The organism is Evansella vedderi (assembly GCF_030813435.1).
GTDB lineage: Bacteria > Bacillota > Bacilli > Bacillales > Salisediminibacteriaceae > Evansella > Evansella vedderi.
In genome coordinates this window covers 47781-66845 of sequence record NZ_JAUSUG010000005.1, presented here as the reverse complement: position 1 = coordinate 66845, position 19065 = coordinate 47781, and the positions used below count along the sequence as shown (strand labels likewise).

Below are 19065 nucleotides of genomic sequence, written 5' to 3'. Positions count from 1 at the left end.
GTTTCAATAGGTATGTTTTTAACCTTTTGAAACACCCTCGAGTATTAGCCGTCACAATTTTTTATATAACCCACTACGAGTAACTTATGAGACAGCGACTTTCACTTATTAGCGACTTCGTTCAAACGGTCTTTGAACGGCATTGCCTAGGTCATCAAGCATATCATTGAAAGTTGCTCCAATTTCCTCAAATGCATCGCCAGCACGTAGTCGATCATCCATATCTCTTAACCCTCTATACTGGTTCCGATCTGTCACGACATGGACATTCCGGTCTCCAGCAAGATTTCCTACACGATTACGAACGTCATCGTCAATTCCATCCGTGTCATCAGCATCTACACCGATTAGTACATCATTTCCATGTACAATTACACGGGAATCACGAATGTTGTCTCCACCAATACGATCATTTATTTGTGTAGCAAGTCGTCCATCTTCACTGTCAAAGTAAGCACCAGTATTGTTTTGAGCGTTTATACCAGTTCGACCAGTTCCACGGTTTAGACCTTGAGTTCCATTATTTCTTCCAGTACCGCCATTTAAATTACCATAGTCTCTACCTGTGCCGTGATTGAAACCTTCTGTTCCTCGGTTAAAACCACGATGTTGACGACCTACTTGACCACGATTGTCGAAACCGTTAAGAAGTCCGTTTTCATCAACCATTCCAGGTCTGTCATTTCCAGTTATTCCTCTGCCAAATCCTCGATAGTCTCTATTTCCTCTTACGTTAAATCCCCCAGCATTGTTTTGTCCACGTAAACCTTGTCTTGGAGTTGTATTTCCAGTTTGATAATCAAAAGCACTTCCAAAGTTTCTCTCTTCTGTCACATATCCTGCACCATGACCCACATTGTTATTACGCGTTGATGGACCTACTTGATAGTTACCTTGTCCTGCTCTGGCACCAAATCCATTTCCTTGTCCCGCGCCAAAACCTATCGTACCTTGACCATTTCCAAATCCTGTTGATCCTCTACCCTCTCTATATCCTCTAGTTCCTTGAAAATCACGGGTATGAGGATACACACCTTCTGGATACCTTCCATTATCAAAACCAAATCCAGTTGCAGTACCAGCACCTTGACCTTGATTAGTTGTATATCCAGTTGTTGTATTATTCATGCCAGTATCGTTAACATCGCCACAACCTGCTAAACCTGCAAAAATCATACTTGCTGCCGTTAAACTTAAAGCAATTTTTTTCATTCATTTACTCCTCCTTTCACCACTTAGGTTGTCTAGGAGAAGCAAGTTTGATTCTAACATTTATAGGTAATTTTTTTTAGTACAATCTTAGTTCCATCCATATAATAAGATTGGAAAAAAACAAAAAAAGAGGCTGGGACAAAAGTATTTTTACTAATAAGAAATCCGAACAAACTAGATGTAGGTGCAATGTACCCGCTTTGTACTTCCCTAAGGTAGTGTATTGTTCGTATTTCCGATTAAACACTTTAGTTATGTCCCAGCCTCAAAAATTTCACATTGTATTTTAACTAATTATTTTGTTCCTCATCTTCCTCTATCTCATCTCTCCAAAGGGGTTGCTGCGGATAGTACCCGTATGCATATCCAGGCTGAACATATGGGTTATACCCATATCCAGGATGGATTGGCTGATAAGGTGCAGGAACTTGTTGGAATTGATACTGAGTCACATCTCCAAATTGCGGAGTATCTGGTGTTGGTTGATTAGGTGTATGACCCTGTTGAACTCCTGGTGTAACAGGCTGTACTGGATAACCTATGTTCCCCTGTAAAGGTACATGCCCTGGTGCAGGATACCCAACTGGACCACACCCATATGGATAAGGATACCCAGTATAAGGTGTCGGTGGTGGACAATATCCTTTATGATAAACAGGAGTTACAGGATGGCAGTCAGCTGGTAATGGTTTTTTTGCAGTAGGTACAGGTTTTACTTTTGGCGCCTTTTCAACCGGTTTTTTAATAGAAGGTACTGGTACTGGTACTGGTACTGGCTTTTTTTCTACTGGTTTTTTTTCTATTGGTTTTTTTTCTATTGGTTTCTCTACAACTGGTACTTCTTTGGGTTTTGGCATTTTAGGCGGTACTGGTACCTTTGGCTGCTGCGGCTGTTCCTTATAAATATTAAAGTTCATATGAGTATTTTGTTGATACAAGTGCGGCTGTACCTTTGGTGGTGCAGGCATTTTAATTGGTTTTTCTTTTTCTTCCTTTAAGGATGGTGGTGGTGTTTGTTCTTTGATCGGTGCCTCTTTAGGAGTAGGAATGACAGACTCCTTCTTTGCTTGAACACTGCCAGTTGGAATTTTCACCTTCATTCCTGGCATAATTAAATCAGGATTACTTAAATGATTGTTAGCACTCTTTAGTTCTTCAAAATTAACCCCATACTTTTGAGCAATTTTCCAAAGAGTTTCACCTTTTTGTACAATATGAATTCTCACTTTTTTAGATCCCTCCCATACAATGTCACTACATCCTATGCTGCTTTGGGCGAATCGTCACTCTTTTTTTATTTTTCACATTCCATGTTTATGCATCTCCACTAATGCCTATGCCAAAAGGGTGTGCCACAGGTCATTCAAGACCTAGCACACCCTTTTGGCTGTTTTTAAATTAAATAATGTTTTTTGGATAACTCGAAGGAGTGGAAGGCGGCGTCTCCAGCGACGAGCGTTACTTCAGAGAGGCATCACGCGTGATGCCTCTTGAATACGCTTCGAGTTGTCTCGGAGCGTCATCGTTTACGATGACTCTTGGATACTGCTCCAGAGCGATACTCGTAGAGGAAGAGACAGGTTAACAGCTGAAGACACCGCAGGGGGTTTTTGAGGCCACTGAAAAAGGATGTTTTTCCCTTTTTCAGTAGCCTTGGTTTTTTCCCAAGGAGGCTGAAGTGTTCCCCGCGGGAGTCAGGATGGCGACATTACGCCGTTGCCCACAAGCGGGACCTGAGACGCTTCCTCGAATAGTTTGCGTCGAGTAATCGCAGTAGGACGTGGGCTGCCCTTAGGCGTAATTGGTCCGCCTGTAACGAATTCGAGTGAATAAATTTCTTTAAATACCCAATTACTTGTTATTTTACTGAGCCGTTCATGGTTAATGCTTCCCATTGGAAGCAAGGGTAGCTTCCTAATATTTCAACTCCGCAACCTAAGGCTTTCAGCTCATCGCGGACTCCTGGAATTAATATGTCGTCCATTTTCATATCAACGTCAATAATAAAGAAATAATTTCCTAAACCTGTTTTCATTGGACGGGATTCGATTTTACTCAAATTTATCTTTCTCCATGCAAATGCTGATAAAACTTGATGTAATGCACCAGAGTAATCTGAAGGTAACGTGATCATCAGTGTTGTTTTATAATTAGATTCCGTATTTGATCTCATAAAAGAACCAGTGTTAAAATTTCCACTTTTTAGAACGATAAACCTAGTGCGGTTGTTTTCGTAATCATTTATATTTGATTTTGCTATAGTTAGACCATATTCTTTTGCTGAAATGTCATTAGCAATAGCTGCAGAAATACCTTTATCCATTTCGCTCACAAGCTTGGCAGCCTCTGCTGTAGAGCTCGTCAACGAAACTTTTGCATCAGGAAGATATTTACGAAGAAATTGGTGACACTGTGCTATAGCTTGAGGATGGGAGTAAACCGTAGTTACTTTCTCCCAATTTTCAGAGTGTTGATTCTGAACTAATAAGTTTTGGGAAATAGGAGCAGTAACTTCTGCCACCATTTCCAACCTTTGGTGATGAATTAAATAATCTAATGTTATATTGACTGAGCCTTCAATGGCATTTTCTAATGGAACAACAGCACATTCTACTTCATTTTCCTTGACTGCATCTATACAGTCTGGAATAGAACGATAAGGTTTATGTGTTTCATTTGGTAAAATTGCCCTTGCGGCGGCTTCAGTGAAGGAACCCTTTGGTCCTAAAAATGCTACAGTACCCATGATTTTTCCCCTTCCTCATGTTCCCGAACCAATTAATTCTACTTTTACTACAGAATCTAATTGTTCAATTTTTTTTAATAAAATAGTTACATCTGCATTCATTGCAGCAGTTTCTATGGATAATGTAATGGTGGCACGTCCTTGTAAAGGAATTGTTTGATTAATGGTTAATACATTTGCTCCCGTTTGAGCAATAAGTGATAGAAGTTTAGACAGTGCTCCAGAACGATCTTCTAAGTGGATGGATAAGGTGATTATTTTTTCTTTTACCATTGTATGAAATGGGAAAATACCATCCTTATATTTATAAAATGCACTTCTACTTAAATTGACCTTCTGAACTGCCTCATTGATTTTTTCGCATTTACCACTGTCTAACAAATGCTTCACCTCCACTGTCTTCAACATCGCTTCAGGAAGCATATCCTCACGAACAAGGTAAAACTGATCTGTTCGTTTGCTCACTATCAACACCACCTACGAATAATACTATTTATTCATTATAAAGACCAACTAATTTCTTGACAACACATTTACTGTATTTATATAAAGTAAAAAAGTAATTCCAAAGGAGGAATTACTTTTTTACCTAGTTTTTTTCAGCAGGTGCCTTCCGTTTCTCCAATATTAAAAAAAGCAACACAAATACAGCCTTTGCTGAAAACTTTACTTATTCCACAAACTCAAATTCATGATTTAAAATTCGAACCGTATCACCGTCTTCTGCTCCACGTTCCCTCAGAGCTTCATCAATGCCCATATGACGCATCCTTCTAGCAAATCGTCGTACGGCATCCTCACGGTCGAAGTTAGTCATTTTAAAGAGTTCTTCAATCTCATGCCCTTCAATAACAAAGGCACCATCATCATCACGAGTTATATGGAAAGGTTCTTCTTGTTTTTGGAATTTATAAACAACACGTTGCTCTATTTGGTCTTCTTCATATAATGGAAACTCAGGAGTTGTTTCTATCTTATCAGCCACAGCCCTCAGTAAACTGTTCAACCCCTTTTTCGTTACAGCAGAAATAGGGAAAATCTGTACACCATTACCAACCTTTTCTTGGAATTGGGCTAAATTCTCTTCGGAGGTCGGTAAGTCCATTTTATTTGCAACGATTATTTGTGGACGTTCCGTCAAACGTAAGTTATATTGCTCCAGTTCTTCATTAATGGTTATATAATCTTCGTAAGGGTCTCTTCCTTCTAAACCACTCATATCAATAACATGGACAATAACCCTTGTTCGTTCAATATGTCTTAAAAACTGATGTCCTAACCCTACACCGGAGTGGGCACCTTCAATTAAACCTGGTAAATCAGCCATTACAAAGCTTCGATTATCATCTGTTTCCACAACACCTAAATTAGGCGTCAATGTTGTAAAATGGTATTCCGCTATTTTAGGTCTTGCTGCAGATACAACAGAAAGGAGTGTAGATTTACCTACACTAGGAAAGCCAACAAGTCCCACATCAGCTAGAACCTTTAATTCTAAAACTAAGTTCCTCTCCTGTCCCGGTTGACCATTTTCAGCAATTTCAGGGGCTGGGTTAGCAGGGGTAGCAAAACGGCTATTTCCTCTACCTCCTCGTCCGCCGTGGGCAATTACTGCTCGCTGACCATGTTCTGTTAAATCAGCAATGATTTTGCCAGTATCCTCGTCTATAACAGTTGTTCCAGGAGGGACCTTAACAATCATGTCATCACGGCTTTTTCCGTGCTGATTTTTTGGCCTGCCGTTTTCTCCGCGTTCCGCCTTAAAATGTTTTTGATATCGGAAGTCCATAAGAGTTCTTAAACCCTCTTCCACTTGAAAAACCACATCAGCTCCCTTTCCACCGTCACCGCCTGCCGGCCCCCCATCTGGAACGTACTTTTCACGTCTATAAGCAACCATACCATTTCCGCCGTCTCCGGCTTTCACATATATTTTAACCTTATCTACAAACATGCTGTTTCACCTCATTCATTACTTTCCAAAGAACATTAAAAATGAATGTTTAAAAACAATCCATTTTCATCCCATTCTATTTTTCTTATTACATTTGCATATTGCTTCTGAAAATTCTCTAAGTCAGAATGCCAGTTATCATTAAGTAAAAGCTGCCCGTGATAGTCCAATTCCAGTTCTGCACCATCTACATCCTTCAAGATAACAATTAACTGGTTATCATAACCATACTTTGCATGGGAATCAAATAACAGGAATATATGATTTAATATACCCATAACTCTACTCTCTATAGGCCCCCAATTTTTATCCTCTGTTAAAATTTCATAAAAGAGAACATATGGATGTTCCTCCCAATTAAAAGTAAGCAACCTCTCAGCTAACTTTTGACTATTTAAGTTAGACAAATCGCTTTCATTTTTCGATTGTTGGATAACTTCTTGTATTAACCCCTCTACCTTTTCAATCCTTCCTATATCTAAATTCCCCTTAATTAATTGCAGTTTATTCAACCAATCATGACGGTAGTGCCGTAATACATCTACGACTTCCCATTTCCTCATATTAACACTCCTATGAAATATCCACTTAATTATAGATGGTAAGATTTTCTCCTATTATACTACATGTATCGAGGTTTTCTTTAAATATTTTCCTTACTTTCCTAAAATATATGGAAAAACTAATTGAAACGAGGTCCATTTCCCTTCTGATCTACAATATATTTTTCCGTGATGCTTTTCAACAATTTGCTTTGTAATGGCAAGTCCAATACCTTTACCTAACTCCTTCGTACTTACAAATGGATCAAATAAGCTGTTTTTAATAACTTCAGGTATGGGGGGGCCATTATTTGTAACAGATAAGACTACCTCATCTTTCTTAGTGTTGAGGGTTATTTTTATTTTCCGTTCCTTTTCTTTCATTAATAAAGCATCCACAGCATTTTGTAATAACTTAAAAACGGCTAATTTCAGATGATCTTCTATCCCATTCACCATCGAATGTTTAGGTAATTTTATATCTAATTGGATTCTGTGCTCATTAATAATAGGTTGAAAGGTTCTTAAAACGTGTAACACGATTTGATTTAATGAAATAGACTTTAAATTATAGTCTTGATGGTTCTTTCTGTCAGATAAAAATAAAATTTGATTTACCTGTACCTCTAGTTCCTTAATTTCACGATTAATATAATCAAAATATTTTCTTTCATCAGTATCTGCTGGTTTGTCAATACGACTTTCCAATAACTGAATAAAACCTTTTATCGAGGTTAATGGGTTTCGAATTTCATGTGCGAAGCTATTGGAGAGCTTAGATAAAATTTGCATTCTTTCCTTTTCCAATCGATAAACCTCTGCATTCTTAACCTTTAATCTATCTTCGTTTACCTTATTGAGCTGGAGAGTTATTTCCCTTTGTATATCCAAAAAAAACTTATTCAGTTCTGCAATTCCCTTCGACTTAACAATCTCCTCACCTGGAATAGAAATAATCCATTTTTCGATAATCAGTCGTGCCGATTCCATAAAAGATAGAAAGTTCTCCAGCGTAATTTTTTCGCCTTTCCTGAATTTTTCGATTTTTACACCTATATTAACCACTTGTTCACTAGAATTCCCTGCAACCTTTTGTAAAAAAAGCTCATATAAATTAGAAACTCCATTACTAAATATAGCAAAATCCACCATGTTATTTGAGATTTCCTTGTCATATGCTTCTATTATTTCTTTGATGATGAGCGGCTTCTTATCAAACAAATAATTAGACAGATCATATTTTTGGTGTGTCATCATCTATCACCCCATTATTTTGTCCCAAAATAAGTATAAGACAACTTTAACGATAAGAGAGAAAGAACTTTACGACAAAGGCTCCTTTTATTTTATAAATACGAACAAATTATCGGTAATTTCTACCCTTTACGACACAGCGCTACATTTTTAATTTGGTAACTCCATTATTATGGTGAGATGAATTCTTTATAATATTTTTTAAAAGGTTCTGTTAAACTTTGATATTGATTTTCGCTTCTGCTACTCGCTTTCCGCGGGCGGTTCGGGAGCAGTGACAAAAAATCAACATTATCCTTTAATAGAGCCTTTAAAAAAATATGTTTAAAAACTGGGGCAAAAAGGGTAATTGGAAAATATAACTCCCCCACTTTCTCATATAATTTCCTTCATCAGGAAAACCGCACGCCATATATAAGGCCGTGCGGTATTTTTTATATATGCAATTGTTTTTTCCCTCTGTCTCTACTAATCTCCTGCTTCCATGGAATAACTTGTTAATTGATCTACAATGTTAAAAGCAGTTTTCTTTCCTTGATCAATGCAGTCAGGAAGACCGATACCCTCAAAAGAGGCTCCAGTTATAAATAAACCTGGAAGTTCTCTATGCAATCCTTCATTCAATTCTTTTATACGTTCAACGTGGCCTACTTCGTATTGAGGCATTGTCTCTTTCCAGCGGGTAATCCTAAAGTGCTCCGGCTCCCCTTCAATTTCCATTATCTGATTTAAGTCTTTCATTACTAGACTGAGAATTTCTTCATCCGACTTATGGACAATATCATCTTCACCAAAACGTCCAACATACCCCCTAAGGGATACATACCCCTCTGGAGTTGAGTGCATCCATTTTTTGTGGGTCCATGTACAGGCTGTTATAGAGTAATCAGAGGTCTTTTTGGACACTACAAATCCAGTTCCATCTATATCCTTTTTAACAGCTGACTTCGGAAATGCTAATACAATTGTAGCTACAGATGTAGCTGGAATTTCCTTTAAATATTGTACAGCCGAATAGTCTCTAAGAAGATCATACGAAATCTTATGCGGGGTAGTAAGTATTAAATAATCCACAATATCCGTACGTCCATCTTCAAATCGTAACATATATTGCTTATCATGTTTTTGAATTTTTAAAAGTCTAGCATTCTTCTTTACTATACTTTCACCAAGACTATTCTCTACTGCATCGACTAATGATTGAAGACCCCTTTTAAGGGAAAGGAACATTCCTTTCGGTTTTCCTTTACCTGGACCGCGAGATGGTGCTACGGATTGTTGTTTCGCAATGGAGGATTTCATTCCTACAATCATGCTGCGGTATTTCTTCTCCATTTGTTCAAAATGGGGAAAAGTGGCTCTTAAGCTAATCCGATCAAGATCACCAGCGTAAATCCCAGATAGTAACGGATCAATGAGCCGGTCTACAACTTCATTTCCTAAACGTTTACGAAAGAAATGTCCAAGGGAAATATCCTTCCCGTTCTTTATTGCTCTTGGTAAGAAAAGATCTCCTGCTGCCCTCGCTTTACCACTTAAAGAAAATAGCTTCGTACCCAAGAATGGGCCCCATTGTGTTGGAATTCCCATAATGGCTCCACCTGGCATAGGATATAAGGAGCCTTCATGGAGGATGTAGGATTTACCGGAGCTATTATAAACAAGGTCCTCCCCTAACCCCACATCCTTGATAAGTTGAGTCATACTATTTTTTCTTGCTAAATAGGAATCTGGCCCCAATTCAGAAACAAACCCGTTAGAATAATCCGTTTGGATGTTTCCACCTAGCCTTGAGGAGGATTCATATAGCATAATCTCAGCTTTTAATTTCTTTTCCTTCACTTCTTTTTGTAAATAAAAGGCTGCACTCAATCCTGTAATTCCACCACCAACGATAGCTATTCTCTTCTTACTCATTTTTTCCTCACCCTTTTAAGTGTTTTTCTACCACTGTCGCTAATGTATCAATAAATTCCTTTTTAGCATTAGGCATCTCCGGGCGATAGTATTTTGCTCCCAATTCATCTGTCACTACTTTACACTCATAATCATTGTCATAAAGTACTTCCAAATGGTCAGCAACAAACCCTACAGGACAATACACAAACGCTTTATACTTTTCTTTCTCGTATAGTTCTCGAGTTAGATCTTGTACATCTGGTCCGAGCCACGGTTCAGGTGTATTACCTTCACTTTGCCAGCCTATAGCATAGTTTTGTACACCAGCTTTTTCCACTATTAAATCAGCAGTTTCCCTAAGCTGATCAGGGTAAGGGTCGCCACTTTGGAGAATTCGTTCTGGTAAACTATGGGCTGAGAAAATAACCACGTGATTTGCCCTTTCCTCTTCCGTCATTTGTTCCCTCGTTTTTACAATCTGATCTGCCCAATATTCAATAAACTTTGGTTCATCGTACCAGCTGTCAATACTCGTTATTTTTGGCCCTTGAATAGATTCTGACTCTTCGTGTGCACGTCCGTTATAAGACTTTACACTGAAGGTAGAATAATGAGGAGCTAATACAATACTCACTGCCTCTTCAATTCCATCTTCCTTCATCTGTTGTATTGCATCCTCAATGAATGGGTCAATATGTTTTAAACCTTGATAAGAGCGAAACTGTCGATCAGTAAATCGCCTGTTTAATTCTTCTTCCAGTTTTTTCGTTTGATCTTCCGTAATTTTTGCTAACGGAGAAATACCGCCAATAGCTTCATATCTTTCAGTTAGATCATCTAGCTGCTCCTTAGAAGGCTTGCGTCCTCTCCGAATATGAGTATAATAAGGTTCCACTTCTTCTATTTTTCTTGGAGTTCCATATGCCATTACTAATAATCCTACAGTTTTACTCATTTTCCTTTACACACCTCATTATTTTTATTGGTTCTTAGCAGCTAACTTTTCAGCTGAATATTCGTGCACGAAGCTTGTTAAACGCTTTAAAGTTGCTGGTTGTATTTCCGGGAAGACACCATGACCTAGGTTAAAGATGAAACCTGGTTGTTCCAAGCCTTGATCAATAATGGCTTTTGCCTTTTCCTCAATAACATTCCAAGGGGCAATCAATAGACTAGGATCTAGATTTCCTTGAACCGCTTTTGTTATGCCGTTCTTTCTCGCTTCTCCAATTGGATATCTCCAGTCAAGCCCTACAACATCTAAAGGTAAGTCATGCCAATCTTGGGTTAAATGCCTTGCTCCTACTCCAAACATAATGAGAGGTACTCCTTCTCCTCTTAATTCAGAGAAAATTCTTTGCATAACTGGCTTTACAAACTTTCGATAATCCTCTTGATTGAGCGTTCCTACCCAAGAATCAAATATTTGAATGGCTTGTGCCCCGGCTTTAATTTGTGACTTTACATAGGTAATTGTCATGTCCGCAAGTTTATCCATTAATAGGAACCAAGCTTCATTTTGTGAATACATGAACGCTTTCGTTTTATTATAGTTTTTGGAAGGTCCACCTTCAATCATGTAGCTCGCAAGGGTAAAGGGGGCACCTCCGAAGCTAATTAAAGGAACTGTTAACTGAGTTCTTAAAATCTTAATTGTTTCCAGAACAAAGTCTACGTCCTTTTCTGGTTCTATTGTTCCTAATTTCATTACATCTTCAAGGGTGCTTATTGGATTATGTATTACAGGTCCAATCCCCTTTTTTATTTCCACATCTACTCCTATTGCAGGAAGAGGGGTCATAATATCCTTATATAAAATAGCTGCATCATTATTGTACTGGTCTACCGGGAGTTTAGTTACATACGCACAAGTCTCTGGACGGTGAGTAATCTCCTCTAGTGAATATTTCTTTTTTAATTCACGATATTCTGGTTGTGACCGTCCCGCTTGACGCATATACCATACAGGTACATGTTCGATTGCTTCCTTTCTACATGATCTCAAAAACATATCGTTAAACATATTGACTTCACCCATTATCTAACACCTCTTCATATCAAAGTTATATTTAAAAAAAATTTAAAAAAAGGCTGTTTTCCTAAAAGATTATTGCTTTTTGACAGCCACACAATGTCCCTGTCTCTTCCTCTACCAGCTTTGCTCTGTAGATACTTGTGTCGAGACAACTCGTAGCCAACTCTAGAAAGCTATGCTCCTGCGCCACTCCGTTTGCTCGTCGCTGGAGTCGCCACCTTTTACTCCTTCGAGTTATCAAATAAAAACAATCTATCCGAAAAGAGCCTATAAAAATAAATATATAATTTTAACTAAATCGTTTTTACTATACTAATACTATGTAATTTTGTACACCTCTGTAGTGAAAATGTCATAAAATAGATGAAAAATGGTGACCCCACGACATGATAGGATCACCTAAACTTCCATTAGAAATATTTAGGATGCATTATCATCTTGAGAAAACAAACGGAATCTCGCTTCTACAACATTAGAAGGAAGGCCTTCCCTTTCAATTTGTGGACTATATGGAACAACTACATAAGCATTCTGAGAAAATATATTTTTCCCTGTGATTCTGTATTCATGTTCTCCAACTACTTCTCCTACCTTTTGAATACCATCTTCTTTCTTTTCATATATAACATAGTGAAGTCGATCATCAGCACTACCTGACCATTGTAAATGGACGGTGGCCCCCCTTAATCCAAGGGAAACATCTGCAGTTAAATCTTTTATTCCTACAAATCGAATTGGCTCTTCTAGATCCGTTACACCATCGGGAACCTCAAAAGCAATATTCTGATCCATTTCTGTTTTCCCTACTGTCAAAATGTCCTTAAATAATTTTGTCGGTAAACTGCTGCTGGCCGTTAAATAGTTATCTTCATCTGTTCGATCATACCCCATCCAAATAGCTCCTGATAGTTCCGGTGTATACCCAGCAAACCAAATATCTCTGTTTGCTCCAGTTATACCTTCGAAGGAGGTTGTACCGGTTTTTCCCGCTAGGGGACCATCATATATTCCAGATGCACCTGTACCTTCTTTTACAACCGCTTCTAGCATTCGAGTCATATACCAGGCGGTTTGAGGGGACAGCACCTGTTCTTCTATTCCCTTTCTTTCTGCAACAAGATTACCATTTCGATCATATATTTCTTTAATAAAATATGGCTCACGGTAAATACCACCGTTTGCAAATGTGCCATATGCTGCTGCCATCTGCAAAGGAGAAACTCCATCATGTAAACCCCCAAGGGCCAAAGCTAATCCAGGTTCATTTATTTCGATATTTTGTGCCTTTAGACTGTCTACAACTAGATCAATTCCCAGTTCATTAAGAAGCCATACCGCTGGGGCATTAGCAGAGTCCTTTAAGGCATCATACATCGTAATTTCACCACTATATTGATGGTTATAGTTTCGAGGAGAATAACCATTATAGTCTATGAGCTCATCCGTTAATAGAGAGTATGGATGATAGTTACCCGATTCTAATGCAGGGGCAAAGACTGCCATTGGTTTTAAAATAGAGCCAGGTTGACGTTTAGCTATAGCTCGATTAAAACCCTGCTGTACGTAATAACGTCCACCTTGAACAGCAACTACTCCTCCAGTTTGATGGTCAAGGAGTACAATACTCCCTTCTACATGATTCTCCCCCAAAGGAGCGGGAAAATTATTACTATCCTGAAAGGCATCGTAGGTTTTTTCTTGAAGATGAGGATCCATTTCCACAACAATTCGATAGCCTCCCTTTAATATTTCATCCTTAGAAATATTATAAACCCTCTCCCCTTCATCTAAGACTAAATCTACATAAGAAAGATATGCAGGGTTTTCCGTTACTTGAGCAAAAGTAGTGGGGATCGTTCTTCCTTGTAATCTTACTGCTTCTTCTGCAGATAAATAGCCCCTTCTCTCCATTAACCCCAGCACTAGATTTCTTCTTTCCTTACTTTCCTCTGGGTTTCTCATTGGTGAATAGTAATTTGGTGCCTTCGGCAATGCTGCTATTAAAGCACCCTCTTCCGTTGACAATTCACTTACAGGCTTATCAAAATATAATTGACTGGCAGCTTGTATACCATGTGCCCCATGGCCAAAATAAATCCTATTTAAGTACATTTCAAGGATGTCTTCCTTGGAATACCTATACTCTAAGTTAATAGCAATGAGCACTTCCTTTGTTTTTCTAAGCCATGTTTTATCATGGGTCAAGAAAACATTTTTTGCTAGCTGTTGGGTAATGGTACTTCCTCCCTCCACCTTTGAGCCAGCTAAAATATCCCTATACAGTGCTCGTCCAATAGCCCGAAAGTCTATTCCTTGGTGGGAAAAAAATCGATGATCTTCCACTGCCAAGAAGGCGTGTTGTACATGTTCGGGAATTTCATCAAGACTAACAATATCGCGATTCTCGAAATATAGTCTTGTTATTAAATCCCCATCGCCCGTTTCAACGGTTGATGCAGCATTCATAACAAGCTCTTTATTATCAATAGCATAATTTCCAAACAATATAATTCCTAAATAAACAATAAAGCCAAAAACAAAAATAGCTGCTATGAAGGCACTTCCAAATAATATTCGTTTTTTCGACATAGGTGTCACCCCCCTATACAATTATCTTACTTGAAATGAAATTATTTGGCGAATAGGAAGTGGATGGTTTATGATGGTAAAAGTGTTCATGTATATTATTTACGAAAAAAGTAGAAAAATGTTTCATATTTTGCAAAAAGCAGAGATGACTACAATAATTTTACTCTTTATAAGAAAATTATGTTTTAATACATTGCTTATTTTCAAACGAAGTTGATTGAAGCGTAAGGCACGAGAACTGTCTCTTCCTCTGCCAGCATTGTTCTGTAGCATTCTGCGTCGAGACAAATCGATGATTATTCGACGAAGAAAAGCTCTTTCCTGCGGGAAAAGCAACGGCTGACGCGTTACCCGCGGAGCCAGGATGGCGACATTACGCCGTTGCCCACAAGCGGGACCTGAGACGCTTCCTCGAGTAGTTTGCGTCGAGTAATCGCAGACGCAGGACGTGGGCTGCTCTTAGGCGTAATTGAAGTGCCTGAAGCGTAAATCAACTTCCAAATATAGAGCACCCAAAAATAGTTTTCATCTATCGTGATGTCTGTAAAGACATGGGTGTTAAAAAAACAATAAGATACTATTTCAGTCGGGTCATAGTTGTCCTTTTTTTACATATTTATCTTAAGTAAGTTTAAAATGTGTGACATCTATATGACGAAATTCAAAGAGTGTATTTTAAGAAAAAGAAATCAGTTATAATCAAATCAGAGAAAAGCCAAGCGTTTTTTTGAAAGAATGTTCAACATTTTGTTTGAGACACATTGGAGGTACGTGTTATGGAACTTATGAGTATTTTTTATATTAATGAATTTACCTTTATTTCAATATGGATCGCTTTGTTTGCTGGGATTGTATCTTTCTTGTCCCCATGTGTGTTCCCGTTAGTTCCAGCCTATATTGCCCAACTTACAGGAAGTAATATCACCGATAATAAAGTAACGGCTGATAAAAAATTAATTATATCTAGAAGCATTGGATTTATCATTGGATTTACGTCTATATTTTTAATTTTAGGGGCCTCCTCGTCCTTTATTGGAAGTATTTTCTTTCATAATCGAGATCTATTAGAAAAGCTAGGTGGTATTATTATCGTGTTGTTTGGTCTTCAATTGATGGGAGTGTTTAATCTTACTTTCTTATTAAGTGAGAAGAGATTAATGAAGCCTAATAAAACAACTAGCTTTGGCCGGTCCGTTTTGTTCGGCCTCGTTTTCGCAGCAGGGTGGTCTCCTTGTATCGGCCTTGTGTTAGGATCGATTCTAACTCTTGCTGCACAAAGTACGGATACATTTGGGGCCATGACCCTATTACTTTTCTATTCTTTAGGTTTAGGTATTCCTTTCCTATTAGTAGCGATTCTTTATTCTAAATCACTTGATAAAGTAAGAAACTTAAATAAATTCTTGCCAATTATTCAAAAATCAAGTGGTGTCATTATGATTATTTTAGGAGTCATGCTCTTTACTGGAATTTTCTCAAGAATGGCCGCCTACCTATCCCAATTTATTCCTTTTAATATCTAGTTTCAAATTCAATAAGCATAGAAAATAGGGTGAACTGATTGTTTTCAGCTCACCCTTTCCTTTCTTCTCTCACCATTGATGGAATTACTCTGCAGATTTTATTCTCAGGCCCATCCTAACAGTTGCTGACAGTATAAATAACTCTTCCACTTCTACACTGTAATCATTTCCACTTATGCTTATTTGTGCATTCTCCATTGTTCTAATAAGAATGTCATAGGACTCCACAATGGTTTCTACATTTCTTCCCCTAACGGACTCTAATTCATCTTCTAATCTATTTTTTAATTCGTGTAATGTTAGTTCACTAATATTAACATCTGCTTCATTTGTAAAGGTAATTTCAATTTCCTGAATGGTTATACTCTCTTGCAAGTCTCTATTTTTTTCACTATTTTCCTTTTCTAATGACTCAATCCTTCTTTCCTGTCTTTCAATGGTTGAATTTAACTCCCTATTATCCATGATTATTTTTTCGTAAACATGGCCAAAGTGAAAAAGGAAGAAAATCCAACCAAATATTAAGCCTAAAATAAACCCTGCAAATAATCGTTGCCAACTCTTGTCATTATACAGTGGTGGTATTCTCATTTCCTTCCCCTCATATAACAGTTATCTAAAATATAAATCATAAACTAAACTCCCTTATCTTCGCTACTTTTTACCATCATATGGACAAGAGTCAGGAGTTATGAAAGAAATCCCATTATACAAAAGTACTAGTTTAATAAATAGAAAGGTAGGTCGTATGCATAGATATTACTTATATACTACTATCAATTTATTCCAGTAAGGAAAATTACGGTAAAATAAATCTAATTAACTATTTTAAATTACCTATTTCCCGTATCTTATTTTATCAATTAAGTAAATTGTAACTATTATCCACTTTAATAGGCTATAAGACGTATACATAAAAGCGAGTTTATAATGGAAAGGGGATGTTTGAATGTATGGTACTGCGTTTATAAATACAGCACTGACAGTTTCCATGGTTAGCCTTATATCCTTTGCTAGTGTATTATTTCTCAATAACTTGATCGTTTATGACTTCCTATTACCTTTTACAAACATAGAGCAACTAATTAAAGATCTAACCACTAAAGGGAGACTTTAGGTCTAAATCTCAAAAATTGAGATAAAATCGTACAATTTCAAAGCATCTATATACAAGAAACCTCTCCTTGATTAATAGGCAGCAGGATAAAAGACAATTAAAATAGAATAGGTAGTATATGGCCAATTAAAGGAGATGAGATTTATTTATGCTTCAGTTAGATGTGCTGCTTGAGCAGTCATATAGTGAAATGGTTGAAATCCGTCGTTATTTACACCAGCATCCAGAATTATCTTTCCAAGAGGTGGAGACACCAAAATATATAGCAAACTATCACCGAGAATTAGGACACGAAGTTCGTGAAGGAGTTGGTGAAAGGGGAGTTGTGGCTACCTTAAAAGGGGCTAAGCCTGGTCCAAAAGTTGCTCTTAGGGCCGATTTTGATGCCTTGCCAATTCAGGATGAAAAAGATATTCCATATAGGTCAACCGTTCCTGGTGTCATGCATGCCTGTGGTCATGATGGCCACACTGCAGAATTATTAGTTTTAGCCAAAGCTCTTAACACTATAAAAGACGAGCTGGCAGGAACTATCGTATTCATTCATCAGCATGCAGAAGAATATGCCCCTGGTGGTGCCATTGCAATGATAGAAGATGGCTGTCTTGAAGGGGTGGATGTTATTTTCGGTACTCATTTGTGGGCTACTGAGGCAACAGGAAAGATACAATATAATACTGGTCCATTAATGGCTGCCGCAGATCGCTTTGAAATAACTGTACACGGTAAAGGTGGGCATGGTGCTCAACCCCATTATACGAAGGACTCCATTCTAATTGGTTCTCAAATTGTTCAATCGTTACAGCATGTTGTCAGCCGCAGGGTGGATCCACAGGAATCGGCAGTTTTAAGTATCGGTCACTTCGAAGCCAAAAATGCCTTTAACGTTATTGCTGATTCTGCAAAAATGATTGGTACTGTTCGAACTTTTAGTGAAGAGGTACAAAATAATATTATTGAAGATATGGAGGAAATTATAAAAGGGGTTGCCTCCAGCTATGGTGCTAAAGCAGATTTTTCGTATTATAAAGGTTATCCTGCATTAATTAACCATCAACAAGAAGGGGAATTGATTAAGAAAGTTGCCCTAGACACACCAGGGATTACAGAAGTAGAATTTGCTAAACCCCAAATGGGTGGAGAGGACTTTGCCTATTATTTAAATCATGTTAAAGGGGCTTTCTTCTTTACAGGGGCAAAGCGTGCAGATATCACTGACCCGTATCCCCATCATCACCCAAAATTTGATTTTGATGAGAAAGCAATGCTGTTAGCAGCAAAGATGCTAGGAAGATTGACTTTGGAGTATGTAGGGGAGAGGAGTTAGGGCAATGGCTTCAGACACCGCGGGCCTGCTTTGAGAAAACCACTCAAAGCAGGCTTTAAAAGATTGCGGTGCTTTCGCTCATTGCACCAAAGGGGTGACTAAACAGGGAAATACATCCTGTTTAGTCACCCCTTCTGCTTTATTATTCTATGGCGGTAGCTGTTTTTGGTGTGGTTGGCTAAAATATCTAAGTAATGATAATTAGCTACTGCTCCAACGATAGCCCCGAATCCTGGAATTAATTGCAGCGTTTTTGGTAAATCGATAAAGTCTCTATATTCTAGTTGAAACGTCTTCCAATCTATCGCCTCTAAGTAGCTTTCCTTTGTAGCTGGTAATTCACCTCTCTTACTTTCCCAATTAATTACTTTGTAAAAGGCTTCAATTTTCTTTGTTTCTTTTGAAAAAGCAAGTTGGAATATCGATAATAAAAATAACCTTTCCCGATAATCTGACACATCAAAGCCATAAATTTTAGCAGCATCAAACAAAAATTTCATTTTGATACTTAATAGTAAAGGTAAATCTGCTAGCCCTAAAACAATTCCCCCTGCACCAGTACCCGCTCCCTCTACGGCAGCTGTCCGTTTATACATTTCGATCCGTTTATGTAGAACTTCCTCTTGTTCCTCAATCGTGCATCCTGTTAATAATGGTTGGTCAGATAAATAGTCACTTCCAGCTATCGTTGCACGTACCATTTGTTTAATACTTTCGGAAACGGTTCGGTGAATTCGATCAGGTATTTTATTATTAATCTTGTTTTGCCATCCTTTCGTTAGTTTACTTGTCATGGAAGGGGGACGGAGAACTATTCTTTCCCACCGTTCAAGCTCCCGTTCTATTTTTTCATCATAACCCATAAAC

Annotated in this window: 15 protein-coding genes and 1 pseudogene; 3 read left to right on the top strand and 13 right to left on the bottom strand. The window is 37.9% G+C overall.

Translation table 11 applies throughout. From position 1 onward, the window contains the following. Positions 1-108: 108 nt before the first annotated feature. The 11 genes and pseudogenes from J2S74_RS07850 to J2S74_RS07800 form a co-directional block, all read right to left on the bottom strand. On the bottom strand, positions 109-1212 hold the full coding sequence (locus J2S74_RS07850; RefSeq protein WP_307323923.1) for a YhcN/YlaJ family sporulation lipoprotein: 1104 nt from the start codon (positions 1210-1212) through the stop codon (positions 109-111). A gap of 1081 nt (positions 1213-2293) precedes the next feature. After that, positions 2294-2438: pseudogene (safA, locus tag J2S74_RS27410) on the bottom strand (SafA/ExsA family spore coat assembly protein); the annotation flags it as partial. A gap of 632 nt (positions 2439-3070) precedes the next feature. Further along, complete coding sequence (gene pheA, locus J2S74_RS07840; protein ID WP_307323917.1) at positions 3071-3958, bottom strand: prephenate dehydratase; 888 nt, start codon at positions 3956-3958, stop codon at positions 3071-3073. 15 nt (positions 3959-3973) lie between these two features. After that, positions 3974-4381, bottom strand: coding sequence for a transcriptional regulator ThrR (gene thrR / locus J2S74_RS07835; RefSeq protein WP_370875992.1), 408 nt, complete (start codon positions 4379-4381; stop codon positions 3974-3976). Positions 4382-4628: 247 nt separating this feature from the next. Then, entirely contained in the window at positions 4629-5912 is a 1284-nt protein-coding gene (gene obgE / locus J2S74_RS07830; RefSeq protein WP_307323911.1) for a GTPase ObgE, read from the bottom strand. Between the two features lie 35 nt (positions 5913-5947). Next, positions 5948-6475 (bottom strand): Spo0B C-terminal domain-containing protein, encoded by a 528-nt coding sequence (locus J2S74_RS07825; protein WP_307323910.1) that lies wholly within the window; start codon positions 6473-6475, stop codon positions 5948-5950. 93 nt (positions 6476-6568) lie between these two features. Further along, positions 6569-7708 (bottom strand): sensor histidine kinase, encoded by a 1140-nt coding sequence (locus J2S74_RS07820; RefSeq protein ID WP_307323907.1) that lies wholly within the window; start codon positions 7706-7708, stop codon positions 6569-6571. Between the two features lie 468 nt (positions 7709-8176). Then, the gene (gene hemY, locus J2S74_RS07815; protein WP_307323904.1) at positions 8177-9625 is read right to left on the bottom strand and encodes a protoporphyrinogen oxidase; all 1449 of its coding nucleotides are present in this window, start codon (positions 9623-9625) and stop codon (positions 8177-8179) included. Positions 9626-9632: 7 nt separating this feature from the next. Then, entirely contained in the window at positions 9633-10562 is a 930-nt protein-coding gene (gene hemH, locus J2S74_RS07810) for a ferrochelatase (protein WP_307323901.1), read from the bottom strand. A gap of 24 nt (positions 10563-10586) precedes the next feature. Next, a complete protein-coding gene (hemE, locus tag J2S74_RS07805) occupies positions 10587-11645 on the bottom strand; it encodes a uroporphyrinogen decarboxylase (protein ID WP_307323899.1) in 1059 nt (352 codons plus the stop codon). A gap of 417 nt (positions 11646-12062) precedes the next feature. Then, on the bottom strand, positions 12063-14231 hold the full coding sequence (locus J2S74_RS07800) for a transglycosylase domain-containing protein (protein WP_307323896.1): 2169 nt from the start codon (positions 14229-14231) through the stop codon (positions 12063-12065). Positions 14232-15007: 776 nt separating this feature from the next. Here J2S74_RS07800 and J2S74_RS07795 point away from each other — a divergent pair. Then, positions 15008-15754 (top strand): cytochrome c biogenesis CcdA family protein, encoded by a 747-nt coding sequence (locus tag J2S74_RS07795; RefSeq protein WP_307323893.1) that lies wholly within the window; start codon positions 15008-15010, stop codon positions 15752-15754. An 84-nt stretch (positions 15755-15838) separates the two neighbouring features. Here J2S74_RS07795 and ytrI read toward each other — a convergent pair whose 3' ends face one another. After that, positions 15839-16345 carry a sporulation membrane protein YtrI gene (gene ytrI, locus J2S74_RS07790; protein ID WP_307323890.1) on the bottom strand — a complete coding sequence of 169 codons (507 nt, stop codon included), beginning with the start codon at positions 16343-16345 and terminating at the stop codon, positions 15839-15841. 358 nt (positions 16346-16703) lie between these two features. Here ytrI and J2S74_RS07785 point away from each other — a divergent pair, with 358 nt between their 5' ends. After that, positions 16704-16871 carry a hypothetical protein gene (locus tag J2S74_RS07785; RefSeq protein ID WP_307323887.1) on the top strand — a complete coding sequence of 56 codons (168 nt, stop codon included), beginning with the start codon at positions 16704-16706 and terminating at the stop codon, positions 16869-16871. A gap of 148 nt (positions 16872-17019) precedes the next feature. Then, positions 17020-18198 carry a M20 family metallopeptidase gene (locus J2S74_RS07780; RefSeq protein ID WP_307323885.1) on the top strand — a complete coding sequence of 393 codons (1179 nt, stop codon included), beginning with the start codon at positions 17020-17022 and terminating at the stop codon, positions 18196-18198. Positions 18199-18323: 125 nt separating this feature from the next. Here J2S74_RS07780 and J2S74_RS07775 read toward each other — a convergent pair whose 3' ends face one another. Beyond that, positions 18324-19061 (bottom strand): EcsC family protein, encoded by a 738-nt coding sequence (locus J2S74_RS07775; protein ID WP_307323882.1) that lies wholly within the window; start codon positions 19059-19061, stop codon positions 18324-18326. Positions 19062-19065: the final 4 nt, after the last annotated feature.